Origin of the sequence: Rhizobium sp. BR 250 (assembly GCF_047445855.1) — a bacterium.
Classification (GTDB): Bacteria; Pseudomonadota; Alphaproteobacteria; order Rhizobiales; family Rhizobiaceae; genus Agrobacterium; species Agrobacterium tumefaciens_I.
On record NZ_JARWKW010000006.1, the window covers coordinates 200,267 to 221,678 of the forward strand.

A 21,412-nucleotide genomic window follows, 5' to 3' on the forward strand; every position below is an offset into this window, starting at 1 on the left:
ATCCCGAATCTTCGCTATCGCAAATAGCAGGAATAATTCTATCCCTAGCAAATTCGGTTTTTAAACAGCGTTGCAGAAACCTCACGAACATGTGTTTTTTCGGATCGGCAGCCATGCTTCGGATGCCATTTCCAAAACCGCATTGATTTTCTTCTCTTTGCCCAGCGCATCCCAGTGAACCTTTCAATGGATTTATCTCCACCAACAACCTCACGAAACTTTGCTTGCGCGCTCCCGAGTATTACCGGGCTTTCATTTGCCAGATGCGGCGGACTGGATTAGACGAATCCCGTGACACCCCGTGAAGACCGGCGACTTAATTTCGCCATCACGCCCGCCTTTTTGAAAGCCCGTCCGGGATATCTGCTTCTTCGCGAAGTTTGAGGAAAACAACATGGCCAATGCGACCACCGCCGACAATAGCCGCACGCTCGCCGCTCTCGGCGTTACGGCGGGAATGATCTTCACCGTCGGCTCCGCCCTCGGTTTCCAGCATATTGGCGGTTATACGCCCTGCGCACTGTGCCTCTTGCAGCGCGATCCTTATTATTACGCCATTCCGCTGGGCATATTGGCCATTGCGACCAGCGTCTTCAAACTGCCGGTCCAGATCACCCGGCTGCTGCTTACCCTTATCGGCGTGGCGATGCTGATCGGCGCCGGGCTCGGGGTCTATCATGCCGGCGTGGAATGGGGTTTCTGGGAAGGGCCGATCACCTGCGCGACCGGCGCGCCTTCCATCACCACCAATGCCGGCGATCTGCTGGGCAATCTGAACGCCATCAAGGCGCCCTCCTGCAACGACGCCGCCCTTCGGGTGCTCGGCCTTTCTTTTGCGGGCTGGAATGTCATCGCAAGCGTTGCACTTGCGGCAGTCGCCTTTTTTGGCGCGAGCCGTAAAAGCCGGTAAGCGGAAAAACCATGTTGCAGTCCTGAAGGATCAGGGCTGCAGCTCGGTATCCCAGTAAAGATAGTCCATCCAGCTTTCGTGCAGATAGTTGGGCGGGAACAGACGCCCGTTATTGTGCAAATCCTGAACCGTCGGCTGGAAGGGCTTCTGGGCCGGGAACATGCCCGCCTGTTTGGGAAGCTTGCTGCCTTTTTTGAGGTTGCAGGGAGAGCACGCCGCGACGACGTTGTGCCAGGTGGTTTCACCGCCATGCGCGCGGGGAATCACGTGGTCGAAGGTCAATTCGTCCCGCGTGCCGCAATACTGGCATTCGAACTTGTCCCGAAGGAAAACGTTGAAGCGCGTGAAAGCGGGGTTGCGGGTTGGCTGCACGTAAGTCTTGAGGCTGACGACACTCGGCAGCCGCATGGAAAAGCTGGGGGACGACACCGCGTGATCATATTCTGCAATGATGTTCACACGGTCTAGAAAGACAGCCTTGATCGCGTCCTGCCAGGACCATAACGACAAGGGGTAATAACTCAGTGGCCTGTAGTCTGCGTTCAGAACGAGCGCCGGCAGGGCCTGTGGTGAAACTGCAATCGTCAAGGGCTTCTCCTGAGCGATTCGGCATCTGCACTTGTATATTAGGTCCGTTGTTACAGGATTGTGAAGCCTATAAATGCAGCGACGAAGAGCTTAATTTTTGAGCCGCAGAAAGGTCATTTTTGCATTGCTGGCGATCGTGCCGCCCGGCCGCACCCGGTAGCCACACGACATCTTCGGCCGAAGCAGCAGGCAGGTGATTCGCCCGCCGGCCGGCACAAATCCTTCTCACGCCGGACGCGATATCGGTGATATGATGATCCCGACCAGCGATTGGAAATGAATGCGCGCCGGCCGTGGCAAATATGCGGCGGAGGCATCCATCGTTGCATCAATGGAGGAAACGGCCATGATCTTGCGCAGACGGCAAGCGACGAGGTTGCGGCACAGCCTGGCGGCCGGGGCCTTCACCCTCATGATCGGCCTTGCCACGAGCGCCCATGCCCAGCAATACCAGAATTTCGAAGTGACGCCGGATCGCCGGGGCGGCGCGCAGGGAACGATCGGCGGGCATAATTTCGAAATCTACCGAAATTACGACCGGCCACCGGCAGGCCGCAGCGCCTCGCCCGATACGCGGCGCGAGCTCAGACGGGCCGTTCCGCAACAGAGCTGCATTGTCGACGCCGAGGGCCGCACCCGCTGCAAGTGAGGGCCGCTGCCGGTTTCCTGCCTGTTCCCGTCACGCGGCAGCAAAATTAGATTTCATTAAAATGCAATCTATCGACTTAAACGGCCCGCAACAAAGGGCCGCTATGGTGCCAGGCACAAGGAAAAGCAACTGTGCAGGGGCAAGGACATGGCGAATAAGGCAATCCGTCTGGCAAGGGTTTTTGCCATCGCTGCCAGCGTGACGGCAGGCATCGCGACAACGGCATCGGCGGTCCAGCTTGGCGGCCTGACCCACAAGCCTGCCACACCGCGGCCCGGCCAGTTCATGACGACGACCCGCTCCACCATCGCACCCATCGCCTTTGCGAAATTTTGCGAGGATGCCGCCGACCAGTGCATCCGCATCGGCGATCGCGACACGGTGGAACTGACCAAAGAGAACCGCGCGGAACTCCAACGCATCAATTACGAGATCAATACGTCGATCAGCTATGCCGGTGAACGGGACGGTGAAGACGACTGGAAGCTGAACCCGGCAAGCGGCGACTGCGAGGATTTCGCGGTGACCAAGAGACAGCGCCTCCTGCGCGCCGGCTGGCCTTCCGGCGCCCTGCGCATCGCCACCGCCCGCACCACGGAAGGTATAGGTCACGCCGTTCTGATCGTCAGCACCAGCCAGGGCGATATGGTGCTGGATAACCGCACCAATGTCGTCAAACCGTGGAAAGCGGTCGATCTGAAATGGATCAAGATCCAGTCGCACGAAAACCCGCGTGTCTGGCTGAAACTCTAGGGCATTTGTCTTCCGAAGCCGCTGCGCGGTTTCGGGCGGCGGGCACGGATCACGGGTTAAAAACCACCTGTCTTTCGAACACCGGAGAGGGTATTTTATCCCCCGAAAACCTTTGCATCCTGCCTTCCTGAACCGCTTTTGGTTGCTTCATTCGGCAGGGCTTCGGTGGATGGTCGCGCATTGCCTCAGCTGCGCTTCGGCGGGTGATGCGGCGGCGGCCTTCAACGCTCTTGACCTTGTGCGGGAGAGACAGTATCGCCAATTATGCCCAAGGTGCTCAACTGGATTCGCGGTCGTAAACAACCACCCCCCCGCGACGACCGGAGGCGGCGCAGATTGGACCTTGGCGACAAACCGGCCTCATTCCCGATCTACGCCATTGGTGACGTGCATGGCACTCTCGACCTGTTGTTGCAGGCGGAGCGGAAAATCCTTGCGGACCTGGCTCCCGACCCCTCCCCCGCACTGGTCGTTCTCCTTGGTGACTACGTCGATCGCGGCCGCGATTCCTGCGGGGTTCTGGAACATTTGCTGCAGGCGCCGCCGGCACCGCTGCGCCGTATCGCGCTTTGCGGCAACCATGAGCAACTCTTCAACGATTTTCTTGAAAACCCGCAGGACAACATGCATTGGCTGGATTTTGGCGGCCGCCAGACGCTTTTGTCCTACGGCGTCGATATCGATTATTTCCTGCACAGGGGACGCCTGAGACTGCAGCCATTCAAGGACGCCCTGCTGGGCGCTATTCCGCAAGCCCACCGCCAGCTTTTATCCAGCCTGCCCATCAGCGCCCGTATAGGGCCTTATATCTTCGTGCATGCCGGTTTGAGGCCAGGCGTGCCGCTGGAAGCGCAGACCGATGAGGACATGTTGTGGATCAGGGAGCCATTCCTCTCGCAAGGCGCAGGCCTGGATCTCCTCGTCGTCCATGGCCACACGCCGGTCGCCGAACCCGAAACCGGCCCGCAGCGGATCGGCATCGACACCGGCGCCTTTACGACGGGCAGGCTCACCGTCCTCAAACTTTCGGATGCGGGCTTGCAGCTGCTGAGCTGAGGTGAGCAATCGGCTCATTATCCCGAAAGACGGCCGTCATGCGTGTGCGAGAGGCCGTAACGAATTGCGGGTTCTCACGCGCTCTTGAATTGCCGTTTCCAGGTTTCGATTGCGTCCACCGGCAACTTTATCGGTGGCACGTCGCTCCCGGAAATCCAGTTCGACATTCTGTCGAAATCCTTGCGATCCATTGTCGGCAAACCGGTATCCTTGGAAATTTCCGTGGCCCGGTTATCGACTTTGACGATCAGGGCGCGGCGAAATTTCTGCATCGCGCGAATGCCGCCATGCAGGCGCGTGCCCACAAAATCCACATCCTCATTATCAAGAAAGTGATTATAGGCCGCGAGAGTCGGATCGATGAACTTCAACCCGGAAATATTCATCGAAGCGAGATAGGCCGTATCCTCGCATTGCTGCGGCCAGAAATAGACGGTGTCGTAACGATCCTTCAGAATTTCGATCATCTTTTTGTCCTCCTCCTGCCGATTGAGGTAGAAGGTGAGCGTGGTGACGACGGAAGAAGCCTTGCCTGTGGGAATGGATTTGCAATGGTCCGGGCCAAGACCCCACATGGTCGGGCATGAGGTGTTCAGAACCTGTTTCCCCATGGATCGGAGTTTTTCGGCGGTGTAGTTGTCACGCACCGCATGTATGAATTTATCCGACAGGATTTTCTTCAAAATCCAGCGCGAATAGGCATTTGGCTGTTTCATGTAGTTCATCCAGCCGCAGCCAAGAAGAACGGTGTCGCGGAAGGCGAATGCATCCCATGGCAGCAGCTTCCACAACACGCGGGCTTCCATGTTCGACGCGAGAATATTCGTGCCGGCCACGAAGGCGGCTTCGCTCTGGCGCAGCAGCGACTTCGAGACATTCGTCATATATTCATGGGTCGCCACATGATAGGGATAGGCTTGTGGAACGACCTCAAGCAACACGCCCTTGACGGCATCAAGAATGATCTGATCGCCAAGATTGTCCGAGGCTACGGTTGTGTCGAGAATGGTAATCGTCTTCATTAGAACCTCGTCCTGAAATTAAGCCGTTCTGCAATTTCATTTTCGTGAAAGAAGCGCTCTGGCCTCCCTGAGCACCCCCTTTATGTCCCGGGGCATGGTGACAAAAAGCAGAACCGGATAGATCACCGCCCCTGCCGAAACCAGCAGGCACAGCGTTACCGGCTTGGAGAAACGTTCGCCCATTATCCAGGAGAGGCCGCTCACCAGAACAGCCATGGCGACGGCCGCGATGAGCGGTGGCATGCAGGTGCGAAACGTACCGCCTATCGATATGCCTGCACTGTTCCTGACACTGACCAAGGCGACCGGCCACGTCAGATAGGCCCTTACCACATGGGCCAGAGTAACCGGCAGCAAGCCGAAAGGTGCGGCGGCAAGACCAAGACCGCAACCGATCACGACCTGCAGAAACGACAGAAAGAGGGTTTTGCCACCCTGCCTGATGGCGGTCAGAAGCGGCCAGACGAATGAATTGGCGACAAACGGCAGAGCCGTCAGACATAATAATTGCGTGACCGGCGCGGCGGCTGCCCAGTTTTCGCCGAAGGCGACGGGAACAAGAACCGGCGCCGTGGCTGCAAGGCCCAGGAAACACGGGAAAGCGATGACACCCGACAGCCGGATGAAACCGAAATAGGCATTTTCGAGCGATTTGTTCTCGGCATTGATACGGGCATAACTCGTCAACGCCACCGATGTCAGGGGAATGACGGCCAGCTGACTGACAAGGTCGATGCACCGCCATGACAACCGGATGTAGCCCACGGCCGCAGTCGAGAGAAAAGTCGCGGCGATCAGCTCCTGCAGGCGGACATTGAGACCCATCAGAAAATTTGCGGCGAAGATGCGCGAGCCGAAACTCCACTGATCGGCCACATAGGCGCGCACGAAACGCAGGCGTGGCACCCATCCGCTGGCAATCCAGTTCATAACCGTCGTCACGAGACTGGCGATCAGCCTTTGAACGACCATTGCCCATACGCCCCAACCATTCAGGGCAAGGGCGATTGCGATCACACCGGCAAGAAAATTGGACAGGAGCGCGCGCATGGCTAGCTTGCGAAAGGCGAACTCGCGCTGCAGCCTGGCCTCATGGATGGTGCCGGCACCCATGATGAAGAGAACGGTGGAAAGCGCCATCAGGACCGGGCTGAGTTCGGCAATCCCGAACAGGCCCGCAAGGAAAGGCGCCGCCAGCGAAAGCAGGGCACACAACACCGCTCCCCACAGGAGTGAAAACCAGAAGGCGGTGTCGGCATAGTCTTCATCCAGCTTTGGCCGCTGCAACACTGCCTCCGGCAAGCCGCCGCGGGCAATGACGAGGATAATATCCACGAAAACCGTCGCTATGGCGACAAGCCCAAACTCATCCGGCGCCAAGAGGCGCGCCAGAATAAGAAAGACAATGAAGGACAAAAACACATTGCCATAGCTGCCAACCGCACTCCACAAGGCGCTTGTGATCGAGCGCTTTTCCAGACGGGGAGAGCTGTCGTCCAACCTTACCATTTGCAAAGCCCCGGCCCACTGGATCGCGCCTCGCCAGAGGCTGCGGGATCAGGGTTTGGCCACAGCAGGCTCATCATGCAGCCGCAGCCTTGCTTTTCGCCAGCACGTCCTCATAGAGTTTCACATAATTTTCACCGACCCGGCGCGAGGTGGATTCCTCGACGATGTTTCCGAAATCTGCCTCCGTCGGCAGTTCCTCGCGCGAAAGCGTCAGCACCCGGCGGATGCGCGCAGCAAGGTCGGTGGCGTTGCCCGGTTCGAACAGCCAGTCATGGTTTGTCTCGCCGATCAGCTCCGGAATACCGCCCGAGGCCGCGCCAATGACCGGCACGCCCATGGCATAAGCCTCGTAGATCGTGCGCGGCGAAGGCTCGGCCCAGAAGGAGGGAACGATGAGCACGTCGATCTCCTCGAAAAACTCCTTCGGTTTTGCCCAGCCGATGAATTCGATCGGCAGATCGCCGGCCTGTGCCGTAAACCGTTCGATGGAATCATCCATCGCCTGGCCGGCCACCAGACAGCGCCAGTTGCCGTGACCGATTTGCCTGAAGGCATCGACCATGTTGCCGACGCCCTTTTCGGTATTGATACGGCCGATGTAACCGAAGGTCAGCGGCCGGCCCGTGCGGTCGATCTTGCGGCGTGCGACAGGATCGCCTTCCGGAACCGTGCAGGAATAGAAGATGACGCGGCGCAGACTTTCCGGAATATGATGGAAAAGCCCGTGATTGACATGCGTCTTGAGGATTTCCGTGCCGACGCTTGCCACCGCGCCAATATAACGCTGCGTGAATTTCTTGGTGAAATTCACCACCTGACAGCCGAGATGGATGTGTTCGCAGGGCTTGCCGCCCTTGAACATGGCGGCGTTGCCGCACAGAAGATCATATTCACAGATCGTGTGGACAATCGGAATGCCGCGCTTATGCGCCGCCCGCCACACCAGCGTCGTCACATCCAGCAGCGAATGGGTGTTGAGGACATCCGGCCGGAAATCGTCGAGAACGGCCTCGAACTGCTTTTCGACATCGAAATTCCACTGCTGCTTGAGCTTCTGCACACGCCGCTGCTGCGGCGTATATTGCGGCCAGTCCTCAAGCCAGAAATCGTTGTTGTGGAACATGCGGTAAACGGTAACGCCGTTGCGCACCGTTTTCGGTTCGGCCTGCCGCTCTATGCAGGCGGCGCCGACCGTATGTCCCATGGAGACGAGTTCCTCGGCAAGATGTTCGACCGAGCGTTCGCATCCCCCGACAATATGCGGCGGATAAAGGCTGCTGAGATGGAGAATACGCATGCGGATACGCTCTGTTTTCCTTCATCGAAAATTTATGGCATCCGCCCCGGCCCCGCCCGAAATTCCCAAATATTACGGGAGCGACAGGGCATCAGAAAATACAAAACCGGGACAGATTTAACGTTAGAAAATATGAATACAAAAAATCCGCTTTCAAAAAGCACGGGATTTACCGGCATTTCAAGTGATTTTTTCGCGACGCGACAAAAACCATCCCGTGTTGCGAAAAGAACTGGTCTCGGTTATCCTGATATCCGCAGGCAAATCGTCCGGGACCAACATTTGTAACTCCGCTGTCTCCCGGAATTATATTAATGATTTATAACATTATTTCGTTTCGAACTTGTGAATTTGGATGACGGTCTCATTGCCGGAAGTTTTCAGGACAATCTGATCTCGACATTCCATAGGCATCTTCGCCGTTTTACACGGTGATGTCCGCATGATGGCGGGCATCCATCATTTTTGCCATGTTGCCGGGAGGCGCAGATGAATGGAAACCAGCCGATCGCGATGGGCCGACTGACACGCCGCGGCCTGCTTTCAGTGCCCTTCGCACTGGCGGTCGCCTCAAGCGCACGCCCCGTCACCGCACAGGCCCAGACCGTTGTTTCCGCCGATACGGAAACCTTTCTGGACAGTATTGGCGTCTGCAGTCACTTCGCCCGCACGAAAGGCGTCTATCCGGAATATTTCGACCGCATCCTGCCAGAAATGGAAGCACTCGGCATTCGCCATCTGCGTGATGAAGGCATCATCACCGCCAAGGACAGCCGCGGCAGCGCCGTCTTCCAGCGTCTGCGCCGGATTGTTGCGGCGGGCATGCGCCTCACCATCATCTGTTATGACGATCTCAACCCCTATTTCGCGACACCGCTCGATAAGATCGCGGATTTTTACGACTGGTGTGATGGCGGTATCGATCTTTTCGAGGGCAGCAATGAGCCGGTGCTGATCAAGGACCCGCAAAACGCGCCACGCATCTCTGCGCAGCATCAGTTTGCGCTGCACCAGACGATCCGCTCCCACCCGCGCCTGAACGCCGTCGGCATTGTCGCACCGAGCTATATTCAGGGGAACGTACCGCTGGCGCAGAGCCTCGGAGAGGTGTGCGACTACGGCAATATTCATGCCTATGTGGGAATGGAGAACCCCGAAACGACCGGGCCGGAAGAACTGTCAAAATTTGTCGCCGCATCGGCGCATATAGTGACGGGCCGACCCGTTCTCGCCACCGAAATCGGCTATCATACCGCGCTGAAGACCAAGACCTTTCATCTGCCTGTCACGGAAGGCATCAAGGCGCGTTATATGCCGCGCACGCTGTTATGGTCTTTCATCACCGGCATCCGCAGGACCTATATTTATGAAATGGTGTCGAGTTTCGCCCTGGACGAAACGAACCCGGAATCGTCCTTTGGCCTGCTGCGTCACGATCTGAGCCGCACACCCGCTTACGATGCCGTTCGTGGCCTTCTTTCGCTCTGCACGGCAAGGCAGGAGACGGCGCCGGCGGAGCGCAGGCTCGATTTCCTCGAAAGCGCTTCCGACTGCGTTTCCCTGCGGCTGACAAGACCGGATGGCGCGCTGCTGGTGCCCGTGTGGCTGGCGATCCGAGCCTGGCGATGGCCGGCGCAGATCGAAAACCCGCCGGCCGAACGCCCCATGGCCTTTACCGTGGCCGGCTCCCATAGCCAGGTCATCGCGCACCGCTTCCTCGATGACGGTTCGGTGAGTCGACAGAGGCTTTCGCAGGAAGGGGGGCAATACCAGCTTTCCGCCAGCGATCAGCTCACGGTTCTGGAAGTTTTTTGAAGGGTGGTGTCCCGGCGTTAAGGATAGGAGGAAGTCCCTGCCCGAAGCCTATTTTAGCACTTGATCCTACGCTTGGTCTGTGCGATTTAAGAGCAGATTTTTAGATGTTGAGTAACCATACTCGATGTTTTCGTACTTAAATTTGTATTTTAATAATTTGGAGAGATGTGATGTCTCGGCTTCGTAACGGCTCAATGCTTGCTGGCGCGATGTTGGTTGCCAGCATCGGTTTTATTTCCACGGTCGCCAACGCACAGGACGCAACAACCGCGGCTGCGAGTGCAGTAACCGGTGCGCCCGTTAAGGCCGCTGATGAAAGCACCGCCGCGTTTCTGGCCCGTGTCAATGGCGTAAGCCCGGACACGGTTTCGATGACCGCCGCGGAACTGTTCAAACAGTCTCCCACACAGGGCACGATCAGGGATTTGATCTCCATCGCTTCCAGCACGGATGCGGCAGCTGCCGACGTGACCGGCAAAGTGACGAGCGGGTTTCCGATCATCGCCGTTTCCACCAGCGCGGCACAGTTCTCCGAACAGCTTTCGGCACTTATCCTGAACGATTCGAGTGAATTGCCCGCCATCGTCGCGCTGGCTCAGAAAGTCGGCAACAAGGACTTTTCGGAAGTCGTCGGTGAAGGCCTCGCCCTCACCCACGCCGCCGCGATGCGGAGCGGCAATACGATACTTGCAGCCGCCATCCAGTTGCAGACAAAGGCTACCAGCGTACCTTCCGATCTTCTCATAGCCTTTAGCGAGAATATAGCGGGAACGGCGGCTGCGCCTGCGGCAGCTGCTGCCGCAGCAGCGCCCGCATCGCCGATCGGTGGCGCCGGCTCCACCCCCGCCAGCGCCAACAGCATTGGCGGCTCGGGAACCGATGCCGGCAGCACCGGTACCGCACAGGCTGGCGGCGGAAGCGCCCCGGTCGGCGGCGGCGGTATTGGCGGAACGGCCGGCAGCACAGGCACATCGTCCGCGCTTTCAACCGGCAGCACCAGCACCCCTACCAGTACAAGTCCCGTTTGAGTTTGGCTTTGCAGCCTTTCCCAGGGAAAGGCTGCCGCCGGTTCTGTGACATAACCGCGATTCGGCAGGCGCCATGCCCGCCGAAAAACAGCGAGGCTGACAGTTGTTGCAAAGGCACGATCCCCTGACGACGGCCGACTACGATAAAAGCGGCTTTTCGAGCGACTTTATCGACATCGACGCCGTTCTTGCGATAACCCGCCGGCAGTGGCGCGTCGTATTCGCCGCAATCGCGGTTGCCGGGGCCATCGGTCTCGCCTTCGCCGCAACGACCGTTCCGATCTATTCAGCCACGGCAACCCTGCTGATCGACCGCAACAACAGCCAGGTCGTCGAGCAGCTTTCCACGATCGGCGGTGTTGTCGAGGACGAGGTTTCCATTCTCAGCCAGGTCGAGGTCCTGCAATCGGAAACCATCGGGCTTGCCGTCGTCAACAGTCTCAATCTTACGGAAAATCAGGAATTCAATGCCACAAGGGCATCGTTTCTGAGTTCAGTGCTGGGCACCGTCCGCTCGCTCGTGAACGTATCGCAATGGTTCTCGTCAAAGAAAAAAGCGACCGTTGTCGATGATGAAACGCTGAAGAGGGAGCTGTCGGATCGGCTGCTCGGCGACCTCAGCGTCAAGCGCATCGGCCGGACCTATGCGCTGGAACTCACCTACAATTCGACATCACCGGTTCTCGCTGCCCAGATCGTCAACGCCGTGGCTTCAGCCTATCTGGTGGACAAGCTGAATTCCAAATATGAGGCGACGAGGCGCGCCAGCGACTGGTTGTCCGACCGTATTTCGGAACTGCGCCAGCGGGCGCTCGACACCGATCTGGCCGTGCAGAAATTTCGCGCCGAACATAATCTGATTTCGACCGGCAATAATGGCCTGCTTTCCGATCAGCAACTGGCCGAATCCAACAGCGCGCTGATTTTGGCACAATCGGAAACAGCCAAGGCGCGGGCGCGGGTGCAGCGCATCGAGCACATTCTTGCCACCGGAGACGACGATGCGGTCGTTACCGATATTCTCGACAGTTCGGTCGCAAACGAACTGCGTAAAAAATATCTCGAGGCCTCGAAGATCGAGTCGGAAATCGCAAGCCGGCTTGGTCGCAACCACGTTCAGGCGGTGCGTCTGCGCAATGAAATGCAGGAATACCGGCGGCTGATGTTCCAGGAAATCAATCGCGTCGCGCAAAGTTACAAAAGCGATCTGGAGGTTTCGGAGGCAAAGGAAAAATCGCTGGCGGAAAGCGTCGTCAGAGCCACGGATATCAGCAACTCGGCCGGCGAGACACAGGTTCAGCTGCGTGAATTGCAGCGTGAGGCTGAAACCTACAAGAACATGTACCAGACTTTCCTGCAGCGCCATCAGGAGGCGATGCAGCAACAATCCTTCCCCGTGACGGAAGCGCGCGTGATTTCCAAGGCGATGCCGCCCAAGGTTCCGAGCAAGCCGAACAAGGCTTTGATTCTGGCGATGTTCATGATCATGGGTGGCGCAGCCGGCGGCGGCATCGCCGCGTTCCGCGAGTTCCGTGACCGTTTTTTCAGGACCGGAGAACAGGTCCGCGACGTTCTCGGACTGGAATTCCTCGGCAATACCCCGCTCATCCCGAACAAGCAGACCCTGGATTCCCCGCCGACGGGACAGGAAAGCACTCCCGGCATCACGCGCCCTTCCGGCGTCGCGCGTTATGCGGTCGACCACCCGCTCTCCTCCTTCTCCGAAACGCTGCGCAGCACCAGACTGGCCATCGATCTCGGCATTCCCGCCAAAAGCGGGGCGCGGATCGTGGGCGTCGTGTCGACCTTGCCCAGCGAAGGCAAATCCACCATCTCCATCAACCTCGCGCAGCTCCTTGCGGAGCAGGGCGCGCGGGTGCTGTTGCTGGATGCCGATATTCGCAACCCCGGCGCCACGCGTGCCATGGCGCGTCATGCCGGCGAAGGCCTGCTCGAAGTCCTGCTGGAGGGCCGCAGCCTGCGGGAGGTGCTGCTTCGCGACGAGAAGACCGGGCTTGCATTCCTGCCCACAGTGATCAAGCAGCGCGTTCCCCATTCCTCCGAACTGCTGACTTCGATGCAAATGCACAAGCTGCTGGCCGAAGCGAGCAACGTTTTCGACTACATCATCGTCGACCTGCCACCACTTGGGCCGGTGGTCGATGCGCGGGCGATGGCCGGGCGGATAGACGGTTTCATCTTCGTCACGGAATGGGGCAAAACGGCCCGCAGGGCGGTGCGAAACACCGTGGAGAATGAAGTCCATGTCCGCAAGAAGTGCCTCGGCGTCATCCTCAACAAGGTGGATACCGAAAAGCTGAAGCTTTACCGGGCCTATGGTTCCAGCGAATATTATCATTCGCGTTACACGCGATATTACCATGACTAGGCGTGACGGCGTGATGCGCCTGCGGACAATCCTCGCGGTCGTGCCGGTCCTCGTCATTTCCATCTTCGTCCTGTCCGTCGCGGCACAGGCATTTTCGCAAAGCCGGCGGTTTTCCGATGTTGTCGCCATGGCGAGGATCGCTGACGATGGCAACGGCCTTGCGCCGGATCTGCTTGCGAAAACGGTCGAGGATCTTCGCCCCGTCGTTACCGAAAAAATCTGTCGTTCGGATATCGTCAAAGCCGGGCTGAGGCTTGTTCTGGCCGATCTCGATGCAAATGGCAGTGATTTGGCATCCGTTTCCGGCCTGGAGCGTCTCGGTTTTGCCGAAACCTATATTCGCCATGCACTGTTTTGTTTTCCCGCCAATGGCGATGTATGGCTGCGTCTTGCCATGGTTCGTTCGCTGCGCAACGCCTCACCCATGGAAATCGCGGTATTGATGAATTTTTCCCAGCTCTACGGGCCGGCCGATGCCAATCTGATCCGTGGGCGTTTCGTGATGTGGCGGCAATTTCCAAAGGAAACCTTGCCACAGGCCGAGACAGCCCGTGAGGCGGATACAGCCGTGGTCTGCGGCAGGCAAGGAGAAATCCTGCGCTGGACGCTTGCCGATATCTGCCCAAAACCGCCGCTGTCAGGCGCGAAACGCGCGACGCCGCTGTCATGATCCAACATGGCGAAAGGGCCATGCCGTGTCCCCCGTTCGCACATAGCCACCACACATAGCACCGATAAAGCCGAAAAATGTCGCTTACCGAAGCCCGATCAGAACCGCTCTCTTCCCCGCAGCCTCGGCCGGCGGCATTTCTGAGCTATCTCCGGCAGGTCGCAATAATCGTGTTCTGGGCCATTTTTCTGCTCGCACTTCTCAATCGAGGTGCAACGGAAATCGAAAGCCGCATCGTTGTCACGGCCGCCATCTATCTGCTGCTGGTGCCGGCGATCCTTTTGTTCGGCCCGCCCAGGGCGGGTGCCGGCAAGGTGCTTGTCGCTGCCTGCTTTTTATTGACGGCACTCATCGTGCAGATGTTGCTGCAGGCCTCGTCCATGCCGGCAATTACAGCCCCCAACCCGGCCTGGTCCGTCGCCACCATGTTCACGCAGATTGCGCCGGCCGCCACGATCTCACTGACACCCGCGGATGACCGGCTCGGGCTCATGAGCGCCGCCCTGCCCTTCGGCGCTTTTATGGCCGGTCTCGTGATTTTCGATACCGATGAGCTGGCGGCGAAAGCATTGCGATGGTTCGCAATCGCCGGCGGCTGGCTCGCGCTGTTTTCGATCCTGCAATTTGTGCTTTTTCCCGAAGCACTCGGCGTGGTTCAAAAGCGCGCCTATCTCGGCAGCCTGACCGGCCTTTTCGTCAACCGCAACACTGCCGCGACATTTTTCGGCCTCATCCTTCTTACGCTCCTTGTTTTATTACACAAAAGGCTTCTGGCCCCGGACTGGGGAAGGGTGAAGGCGCTGGTGGCAAATCGCCTGGCCGTGCCGGACGACCAGAAACGCCTTGTCCGCCAGGCCGCCTTCATCGGCGCGCTCACCGCCTTCTGCTTCATCGCATTGATGCTGACCGGATCGCGGGCGGGGATCATGTCAAGCTTCGCGGCACTGGTCGTCCTGATCCTGCTGACCATCTTCAACTCTCCCGCCAGGATCGGGCGAAATGCGGCTTCCCCCCGGCGCAGGCGGCGCGGGTCGAGACGTTGGGCCGCGCTGATGATCGCGGTCGCCATCGCCCTTTTCTCGCTTTTCGCCAACCGGGTGGCGCTGCGCATGGAAACGCGTATGGAAGACGATATGCGCTTCTGCTACATGCCGGGCATCACCCGTGCCATCGCCGACAATTGGCCGCTCGGGTCGGGCCTTGCAAGCTTTGCGGAAATCTATGCCCCCTATCACCTGGCGCGATGCGGCGTGGACGCAGTCGTCACCCATGCCCACAATGTCTATGCCGAGGGCTTGTTGACGGTCGGCGCCGCCTTCCCCTTCTACGCGGTTTTTTTTATTGTCGCCCAATTGCTGATTTTCATTCGCGGGGCGCGCAAACGCAAAAACTATCGTTATGCGTCTCATCTCGGCCTTGCCGGGCTGCTGCTTGTCCTGCTGCATTCGACGCTTGATTTTTCACTGCAGATTCCCGGCTTCGCCATGGCCTACGCCGTTTTCCTCGCGCCCGTCGTCACGCTCTGCCTCAATCCGCCGGGAGTGGAACGAGACGGGCGCAGAAGGCGGATGCAATTTCCGGCCGGGACTGAAGGGCCTGCGAAAGATGCGGCGCAAATCGTGTCTCATCTGCCCGCAGAGCCGGGTTCGGCATAGATTTCGCAAATGTTTTGTTGACTGGACAATTTGGACGCAGGAATTTGGGTATGCGGATATTGCAGGTAACCTCGCTATTTTCTCCCGACCGCGTGGGCGGGGCCGAGATATTCGTGGAAGACCTTGCCCGTGGGCTGGCCGACAAGGGACACGAGGTTGCCGTGGCCGCCATTTCCCGCGAACGGCAGGCGGCAGAGCAGCGCGACGGTTTCGCCATTCACCGCCTTGGGCATACCACGCCGTTTTTTATCGGCGACTGGGCGCGACAACCGGAGTGGAAACGAAAATATTATAAAGTCGCCGTGCAGCTGGATCCGCGCCTCGTTCGGCGGCTCGCGCACGTCATCGATAATTTCCAGCCCGACGTGGTCAACACCCATTCGCTCTCGGAACTGACGCCGCTGATCTGGCCGATGATCCGCAAGCGCGGCATTCCGCTTGTCCATTCGCTGCATGATTTCACCAGCATGTGCACCAACGGTTCCCTGTTCCACGACGGGCATATCTGCGATGGCAGCGGCAAAAAATGCCGCGCCTTTTCTTATCTGCACCGGCGTTGCCAAGCTGCGGTCGATGCCGTTGCCGGTGTCGGTTGCGATATCGTCGAACGCCATGTGCGGGCAGGCTTTTTTACCCATGTGCCCGAAAGCCGCCGCGCGGTGATCTGGAACGCCATCTCACCGCCGGGTGAGCCAGAACCGCGCATTGCCCGCGCGCCGGGAGAACCGCTCGTTTTCGGTTATCTCGGCCGCATCGAGGCACCCAAGGGGGCGGATCTGCTGATCGAAGCATTGCGGCTTCTGCCATCGCAGGGCTGGCGATTGGTCATGGCGGGCCGGGCGCCGGAAGGCATCGAGGCCTATCAGCAAAAGACAGCCGGTCTCCCGGTCGAATTTCCGGGCTATGTGGAGGCCGATCGTTTCTTTGCCGGCATAGATTGCCTCATCGTGCCGCCCTTGTGGCCGGAAGCTTTCGGACGCACCGTCGCCGAAGCCATCCTGCGCGGTGTACCCGTCATCGGCGCCAATCTTGCCGGCGTTGCCGAACAGATCGGCCCGGACAAGCCGGAACGCCTGTTTGCACCGGGCAACGCCGCCGAACTCGGGGCACGCATGGCGGACGCCATGCGCAATCCCACGCTGCTTGCGGAGACGCCGGACACCAGAGAGAGAATTTCGCAAGGCGTCGCACCCGAACGGGTGGTTGCGGCCTATGAAAAGCTCTATTCGGATGTGCGCAAGGCGTGAGCCCCAGTTTCGGGACAGAACGGGTGCCTCCATATGCCCCGGCCCTAGCCGCCCTTTCGGGGAATGAGGAAGTGACGGGTATCGGCCGCGCTTACGGCGTTCCCTTCCGGGTGTCGGGCCTTTGCCGGAAAAGCTGGGCATAGCTCTCCGCCGCCTTCTGCCATGAATAGAGCTTGCGGTTTTCATATCCCGCCTGGCGAAGATCGCCTGCCAGTTCGGGATCCGCCAAAAGCCGCTCAAGCGCGGAAACAAGGCTTTCAGCATCAGCCGGATCGAAGGTGAGCGCACCCTTGCCCGCGATCTCAGGCGTTGCCGAACGATTGGAGCAGACAACCGGGCATCCCAGTTGCTGCGCCTCCAGCACCGGCAGGCAGAACCCCTCGTAGGTGGAAGGCACGCACAGGCAGGCGGCGTGGCGGTAAAGCTCGATGAGTTGCCGGTCTTCTATGCCGGAAAGCCGGATCAGCCGGGTCTTCAACTCCGGATCATCCAGCATACCGGCGATTTCCTCGGCCTCATCACGGCCCACATGCACGAGATGCAGATCCGGCCAGTTTTTACCGAGTGTGGCAAAGGCTTTGCCCAGCAGGCCGAAATTTTTATTGGAGGTCGCGTTTCCGACCGCCAGTATATAGGGCCCGGCAACGGGCGGCACGGCTTCAAAGGCCTCAGGATCAACATTCAGCGTGCTGTCGGAGTGGATGGTGAGGCTTTTGCCGGCAGCGGCGGGGAAAAATCGCGCCAGATCCTTCCGCGTCGCTTCGGACACGCAGGCGACCCGGTCCGATCCGGTCAGCATCAGGCGGAAGATGAAATCGGTCGTCAGGGCCGCCCGCCAGCCGATCTGTTCGGGAATGGTTTTGAAATAAAGATCGTGAACAAGGGTGACCCGACGTTTGCCGCCAAAAGGGCTCCCGAAGGGGTCGGCATTAAACAGCACGTCGATACCGTGCCGACGGCAAAGCGCAGGCAGCACAGCAGCCTGGCGCAACACGTCGAAAACCATGATGCGCGGCCGGGGCGTTTCGATGAGCTGAAGCCGGCTGTCGCGCAGGTTTTCGGGCAGTTGCGCCCGCGTCCAGGGAGAGCGCAGGATGTAGTCGTCATCCGTCTGCTCCAGCAGCCGCTCCAGCAGGCTGAAGGCCACACGGGCAACACCGGAGGCCTTGCCGCCATATTGGCTCGGCATGTTTACAAGAATGCGCATTCTTACCCTTCCGCCTGCCGGCATTGCCTGCCGCACTGGATCACCCGGCGGAACATCACGCCGCTTCCTTCAACAGCGCGGAAACGGACCGGCAGGTCTCCTCCAGCGAGAAACGCCGGCTGACATCCTCACGTCCCTTCTGCGCCAGCCTTGCCGCCAAGGCCGGTTGCGACAGGATGCAGCCGAGTGCTGCGGCCAGTGCCGATGCATCCCCCGGCGGCACGAGCAGGCCCGTTTCGCCATCGCGAATGATTTCGGTAACCCCACCGCCACGCGTGGCGACAACCGGTCGTCCGCACATCATCGCCTCGACCACCACCCGACCGAAGGGTTCGGCGACAATCGAGGTGTGGGCAACCACATCCATGGCCGCCATCAGTTCCGGCACGTCCGAGCGGAAACCGAGGAAGCGGACGCGATCATCAAGACCAAGACGGCTCGCCTGTTCGCGGATACGCGCCTCATAGGCCTCCTGTCCGAAAAGCGCGCCGCCGACGATGACCGCCTGCACGCCCTCCATCGCCGCAATCGCCTCCAGGAACACATGCTGCCCCTTCCATTCGCTCAGCCTGCCGAACAGGCCGACAAGCGGCTGCGGACCAAGGCCCAGTTCCGCGCGCAGCCGCGCGGCCGTGCCGGGTTCGTGAACACTTGCCCTGGCAGGATCGAAACCGTTGTAAACGATGCGCACCTTGCCGGCCTCACCGCCGGCCTCGATGAAAGCCCGGCCCGTTTCCTCGGAATTGACAGCCACCAGCCTGGCGAAAAGGCGCGCAAATGCCAGCGAAGCCCGGCGGTTGACGGCACTGAAGGCGGGATCGGTGACGATATCGTGCAGAACCCAGACGAGCGGACGGCCGCTGAGTTTCGCCGCCAGCGCACAGACGAAAAGCGCCTTTTGCGAATTGGCGCAGATCACATCGTAATGTTTCGCCTCCCGGCTCAATTGCCAGGCAACCGCCATCACGTCGGCCGCGCCGCGAAGCAATGCGCCGAATGACGAATCGCGACGGATCGACAGCATTTTTTCTCCGGCGGACAACATCACCGCAGGCCGCCCTGCATCCGCCAGATCATCGACGGCAGCACCGCCGCTCAGAAAACAGGCGCGCCAGGAGTGCGGCCCGGCCTTGACGAGGTCCGTCAGGAAAAGTTCGGCACCGCCCTTCTCGCCGGTATGGCTGACAAAAAGCGCGGAGGTCATGGCATCACCCCTGCCGGATGAAAGCAACCAACGCATCCTTGTCCGCAATTGTGGGCATGAACGGACGCCCCATGAAAAAAAGGAGCCTGTTCGTCACCGACAGCGGTATCTTCAACGGGGTAGGGCGCCGCAGAGCGGCACCGGGTGCTTAAGACTAAAAAAGATGTCATTCAAACCTGTGCGTGAATTAAAAATCCAATAGAGCAAATACAAAAGAAAATTATTCTGTTTTTATACTTTAGAAAATATCGAAGAAAAATTCGCGACGTTCAGCTTTTTGAGTCAATCGCCGTTTCGTTCCCGGCATGTTTTCCCCGTGCCCCATGGCGGAGTTATCCTGAGGCCAGACAGGAGAACGAACGATGACACCGCTCGAACACAACATATGCATATATATGGCGCGAACGGAAGAGGTGGCGGCATGATCGGCGTAGCGCTCGGCCTTCTTCCCCGCACCCTGGGCAGCATGAGACCCTCCTTAAACGCGTTCTCCCCCTTACGCGCCCGGCTGACGGCGGGTCGGAATGCCACGATCTTCGTGAACGGCGACAGCACCGCTTATCCCGAAGCCGGGCCATTTCAGCAATTCGCGACGCTGCTCGGCGATCTGCACGATGCGAAAGTGGTGCTGTATCGATGGGCGGAATGGCAGACAAGCGCCCCCACCGGGCCAAAGGCCTATGCGGATCCGGTCACGCTGCGCGCCGGCACGGGTGCGACGCTGACCATCTATCTCGCAACGCTGCCGGGTGCCGTGGCCGGCAATATGTTCGCCGAACAGCGCGCGGCGGCGCTGAAGATTCCCCGTCCCGATCTGTGCATCCTGCATCAGGGCCACAATATGCAAAGCTTCGAGACCCCCGGTGGCATATTGAGCGCCGGGCGAGCCACGCTGCTCGGTCCGCTGGGCATGACCGAATGGCAATGGCCGGGCGTTCCGCAACTCATCACCACCCAGAACCCCTGGCGTGATGGGACGGATTACGACAAGGTCCACCAGGCAATTCTCGATCTGGCGCGAACGCACCCGAACCTCACACTGGTGGATACGCATGCCGCCTTTCTGGCCAAGGGCAAGGATGCCGGCCTTTACCGGGACAATATTCACCCAAACGAAGCTGGCTTCCGGCTCGTCGCCCGGGCCCTGTTCGATTCCTATCTGGCTTCCGCGTCCGATAGTGGTTTCCAGACGCCTTGCTGGCCGAAACTCCCCGCCGATAATCTCATCGGCAATGGCGATTTCACCGATTGGTCCGGCTCACTTCCCAGCGGCTGGACTTCGTCCTCCTCGGGTTCCGCCGCCAAAAGCGGGGATGTCGTCTTTTCCCCATCCTTCACCCACAGCCTCGCCGTCTATGCGAATGGAAACCAGACAGCCGGGCTTCTTCGGCACTTTCGCAATGCCGAAGCCGCGGCAATGATCGGCCGGACCGTTTCTTTCGCCCTGTTATATAAAAACAGCGAAAAGCAACGTTTTCCCTATATTACACTGAATGTGAAAAGCGGCGGGACAATCCGGACGATCACCTGCTCTTCCCTGCAATTCAGCAACGCCAACACCACCGGTAGTAGCGGCTGGATGTGGGCCACGGCCAACGGGATCACCATAGATTCCGATATCAGCCCGGCCGGATATAATTTCTATCTCAGAATCCTCCCGGCATTCGGCAGCAGCGCCCCCGCCTCGAACGAGCCTGTTTACGTTCAACGGATCATTGCAGTCGAAGGGGACCTGCCGAAAGGCAACCTGGTCGGTTGAAAAATGGAGAATATCTTGCACGGCAATGCCATCGCGCAGGACTTGCCCTCGCCAGCGCCCCAGCGGAACGCTTCAGGCGACCTCGATGATTTCAATCTCCCCGCCGCCCAGACTGGCCAGATCGCCAACCGTTTTTCCCATCAGCACCCGCGCAACCGGAGAGACATAGGAAATCGTTCCCGCGGCAGGGTCGGCCTCATCCTCACCGACGATCCGGAAACGCTGCGTTCGCCCGTCATCACGGCTGAATGTCACCAGACTGCCGAAGGCAACGACACCCTTCGCCTGTGGATCGGGCATCAGCTGTGCCGTGCGGACCCGCTCCGCGAAATATCGCATGTCCCGCAACGGGCCGGCGGCGATGCGCCGTCTTTCATTGATATCTTCGATAACATTGGCGGCTTCGCAGGCTTCGCGCGCCTTTTGCAATTGTCGTTCCAGCGCCTTTAGCCCGGCCTGCGTCACCAGATTGGGATGCGGAGAGATCACCCGGTCCGGCAATACGGTTTCGGCTGCGGTTTCCGCACTGTCTTCCTTGGTAAAGGCTACGCTCAATCCTGATACTCCACTCCCGAGACGCCGCGTTAGACGTCTGCAATTCGACCCAATCTTGCCATCGCCCACAGGCGCTGGGCAAGAGCGCGCTCCGCCGGT

Annotated in this window: 19 protein-coding genes; 12 read left to right on the forward strand and 7 right to left on the reverse strand. The window is 59.2% G+C overall.

The genetic code is table 11. The features are described 5' to 3' along the window. Nucleotides 1-394: 394 nt before the first annotated feature. On the forward strand, nt 395-910 hold the full coding sequence (locus QD336_RS11985) for a disulfide bond formation protein B (RefSeq protein WP_499170834.1): 516 nt from the start codon (nt 395-397) through the stop codon (nt 908-910). A gap of 30 nt (nt 911-940) precedes the next feature. Here QD336_RS11985 and QD336_RS11990 read toward each other — a convergent pair whose 3' ends face one another. Beyond that, on the reverse strand, nt 941-1,498 hold the full coding sequence (locus tag QD336_RS11990) for an HNH endonuclease (RefSeq protein ID WP_003585610.1): 558 nt from the start codon (nt 1,496-1,498) through the stop codon (nt 941-943). 346 nt (nt 1,499-1,844) lie between these two features. Here QD336_RS11990 and QD336_RS11995 point away from each other — a divergent pair, with 346 nt between their 5' ends. The 3 genes from QD336_RS11995 to QD336_RS12005 all read left to right on the forward strand — a co-directional run bounded on the left by QD336_RS11995 (nt 1,845) and on the right by QD336_RS12005 (nt 3,956). Continuing rightward, nucleotides 1,845-2,147 (forward strand): hypothetical protein, encoded by a 303-nt coding sequence (locus QD336_RS11995; RefSeq protein WP_269342540.1) that lies wholly within the window; start codon nt 1,845-1,847, stop codon nt 2,145-2,147. Nucleotides 2,148-2,294: 147 nt separating this feature from the next. Beyond that, complete coding sequence (locus QD336_RS12000) at nt 2,295-2,900, forward strand: transglutaminase-like cysteine peptidase (RefSeq protein ID WP_499170835.1); 606 nt, start codon at nt 2,295-2,297, stop codon at nt 2,898-2,900. Nucleotides 2,901-3,164: 264 nt separating this feature from the next. Continuing rightward, on the forward strand, nt 3,165-3,956 hold the full coding sequence (locus QD336_RS12005; RefSeq protein WP_269342537.1) for a metallophosphoesterase family protein: 792 nt from the start codon (nt 3,165-3,167) through the stop codon (nt 3,954-3,956). 74 nt (nt 3,957-4,030) lie between these two features. Here QD336_RS12005 and QD336_RS12010 read toward each other — a convergent pair whose 3' ends face one another. The 3 genes from QD336_RS12010 to QD336_RS12020 form a co-directional block, all read right to left on the reverse strand. After that, nucleotides 4,031-4,978: a polysaccharide pyruvyl transferase family protein gene (locus tag QD336_RS12010; protein ID WP_499170836.1), complete on the reverse strand. Its 948-nt coding sequence runs from the start codon at nt 4,976-4,978 to the stop codon at nt 4,031-4,033. A 36-nt stretch (nt 4,979-5,014) separates the two neighbouring features. Beyond that, on the reverse strand, nt 5,015-6,487 hold the full coding sequence (locus tag QD336_RS12015) for a lipopolysaccharide biosynthesis protein (protein WP_499170837.1): 1,473 nt from the start codon (nt 6,485-6,487) through the stop codon (nt 5,015-5,017). Nucleotides 6,488-6,560: 73 nt separating this feature from the next. Further along, nucleotides 6,561-7,784 carry a glycosyltransferase family 4 protein gene (locus QD336_RS12020; protein ID WP_269342532.1) on the reverse strand — a complete coding sequence of 408 codons (1,224 nt, stop codon included), beginning with the start codon at nt 7,782-7,784 and terminating at the stop codon, nt 6,561-6,563. On the opposite strand from QD336_RS12020, the gene QD336_RS12025 reads away from it, so the two are divergent. The 7 genes from QD336_RS12025 (at nt 7,770) to QD336_RS12055 (ending at nt 16,588) form a co-directional block, all read left to right on the forward strand. Then, nucleotides 7,770-8,072 carry a hypothetical protein gene (locus QD336_RS12025; RefSeq protein ID WP_499170839.1) on the forward strand — a complete coding sequence of 101 codons (303 nt, stop codon included), beginning with the start codon at nt 7,770-7,772 and terminating at the stop codon, nt 8,070-8,072. The two genes, QD336_RS12020 and QD336_RS12025, sit on opposite strands and share 15 nt — an antisense overlap. Nucleotides 8,073-8,273: 201 nt before the next feature. Then, nucleotides 8,274-9,599, forward strand: coding sequence for a glycoside hydrolase 5 family protein (locus QD336_RS12030; RefSeq protein ID WP_499170840.1), 1,326 nt, complete (start codon nt 8,274-8,276; stop codon nt 9,597-9,599). Nucleotides 9,600-9,769: 170 nt separating this feature from the next. Further along, a complete protein-coding gene (locus QD336_RS12035; protein ID WP_499170842.1) occupies nt 9,770-10,627 on the forward strand; it encodes a hypothetical protein in 858 nt (285 codons plus the stop codon). 103 nt (nt 10,628-10,730) lie between these two features. Further along, on the forward strand, nt 10,731-13,016 hold the full coding sequence (locus QD336_RS12040) for a polysaccharide biosynthesis tyrosine autokinase (protein ID WP_499170843.1): 2,286 nt from the start codon (nt 10,731-10,733) through the stop codon (nt 13,014-13,016). Beyond that, nucleotides 13,009-13,686, forward strand: coding sequence for a hypothetical protein (locus QD336_RS12045; RefSeq protein WP_269342528.1), 678 nt, complete (start codon nt 13,009-13,011; stop codon nt 13,684-13,686). Before QD336_RS12040 ends, QD336_RS12045 begins: the two co-directional genes overlap by 8 nt. Nucleotides 13,687-13,763: 77 nt before the next feature. After that, nucleotides 13,764-15,341, forward strand: a complete 1,578-nt coding sequence (locus QD336_RS12050) for an O-antigen ligase family protein (protein WP_499170845.1) — start codon at nt 13,764-13,766, stop codon at nt 15,339-15,341. Between the two features lie 50 nt (nt 15,342-15,391). After that, nucleotides 15,392-16,588 carry a glycosyltransferase family 4 protein gene (locus tag QD336_RS12055; RefSeq protein WP_499170847.1) on the forward strand — a complete coding sequence of 399 codons (1,197 nt, stop codon included), beginning with the start codon at nt 15,392-15,394 and terminating at the stop codon, nt 16,586-16,588. A gap of 91 nt (nt 16,589-16,679) precedes the next feature. Here the strand turns inward: QD336_RS12055 and QD336_RS12060 are convergent, their stop codons facing one another. Then, the gene (locus tag QD336_RS12060) at nt 16,680-17,795 is read right to left on the reverse strand and encodes a glycosyltransferase family 4 protein (RefSeq protein ID WP_499170849.1); all 1,116 of its coding nucleotides are present in this window, start codon (nt 17,793-17,795) and stop codon (nt 16,680-16,682) included. 55 nt (nt 17,796-17,850) lie between these two features. Further along, entirely contained in the window at nt 17,851-18,999 is a 1,149-nt protein-coding gene (locus QD336_RS12065; RefSeq protein ID WP_499170850.1) for a glycosyltransferase family 4 protein, read from the reverse strand. A gap of 421 nt (nt 19,000-19,420) precedes the next feature. On the opposite strand from QD336_RS12065, the gene QD336_RS12070 reads away from it, so the two are divergent. Beyond that, on the forward strand, nt 19,421-20,758 hold the full coding sequence (locus QD336_RS12070) for an SGNH/GDSL hydrolase family protein (protein ID WP_499170852.1): 1,338 nt from the start codon (nt 19,421-19,423) through the stop codon (nt 20,756-20,758). 72 nt (nt 20,759-20,830) lie between these two features. Here the strand turns inward: QD336_RS12070 and greA are convergent, their stop codons facing one another. Next, nucleotides 20,831-21,313: a transcription elongation factor GreA gene (greA, locus tag QD336_RS12075; protein ID WP_499170853.1), complete on the reverse strand. Its 483-nt coding sequence runs from the start codon at nt 21,311-21,313 to the stop codon at nt 20,831-20,833. Nucleotides 21,314-21,412 lie beyond the last annotated feature (99 nt).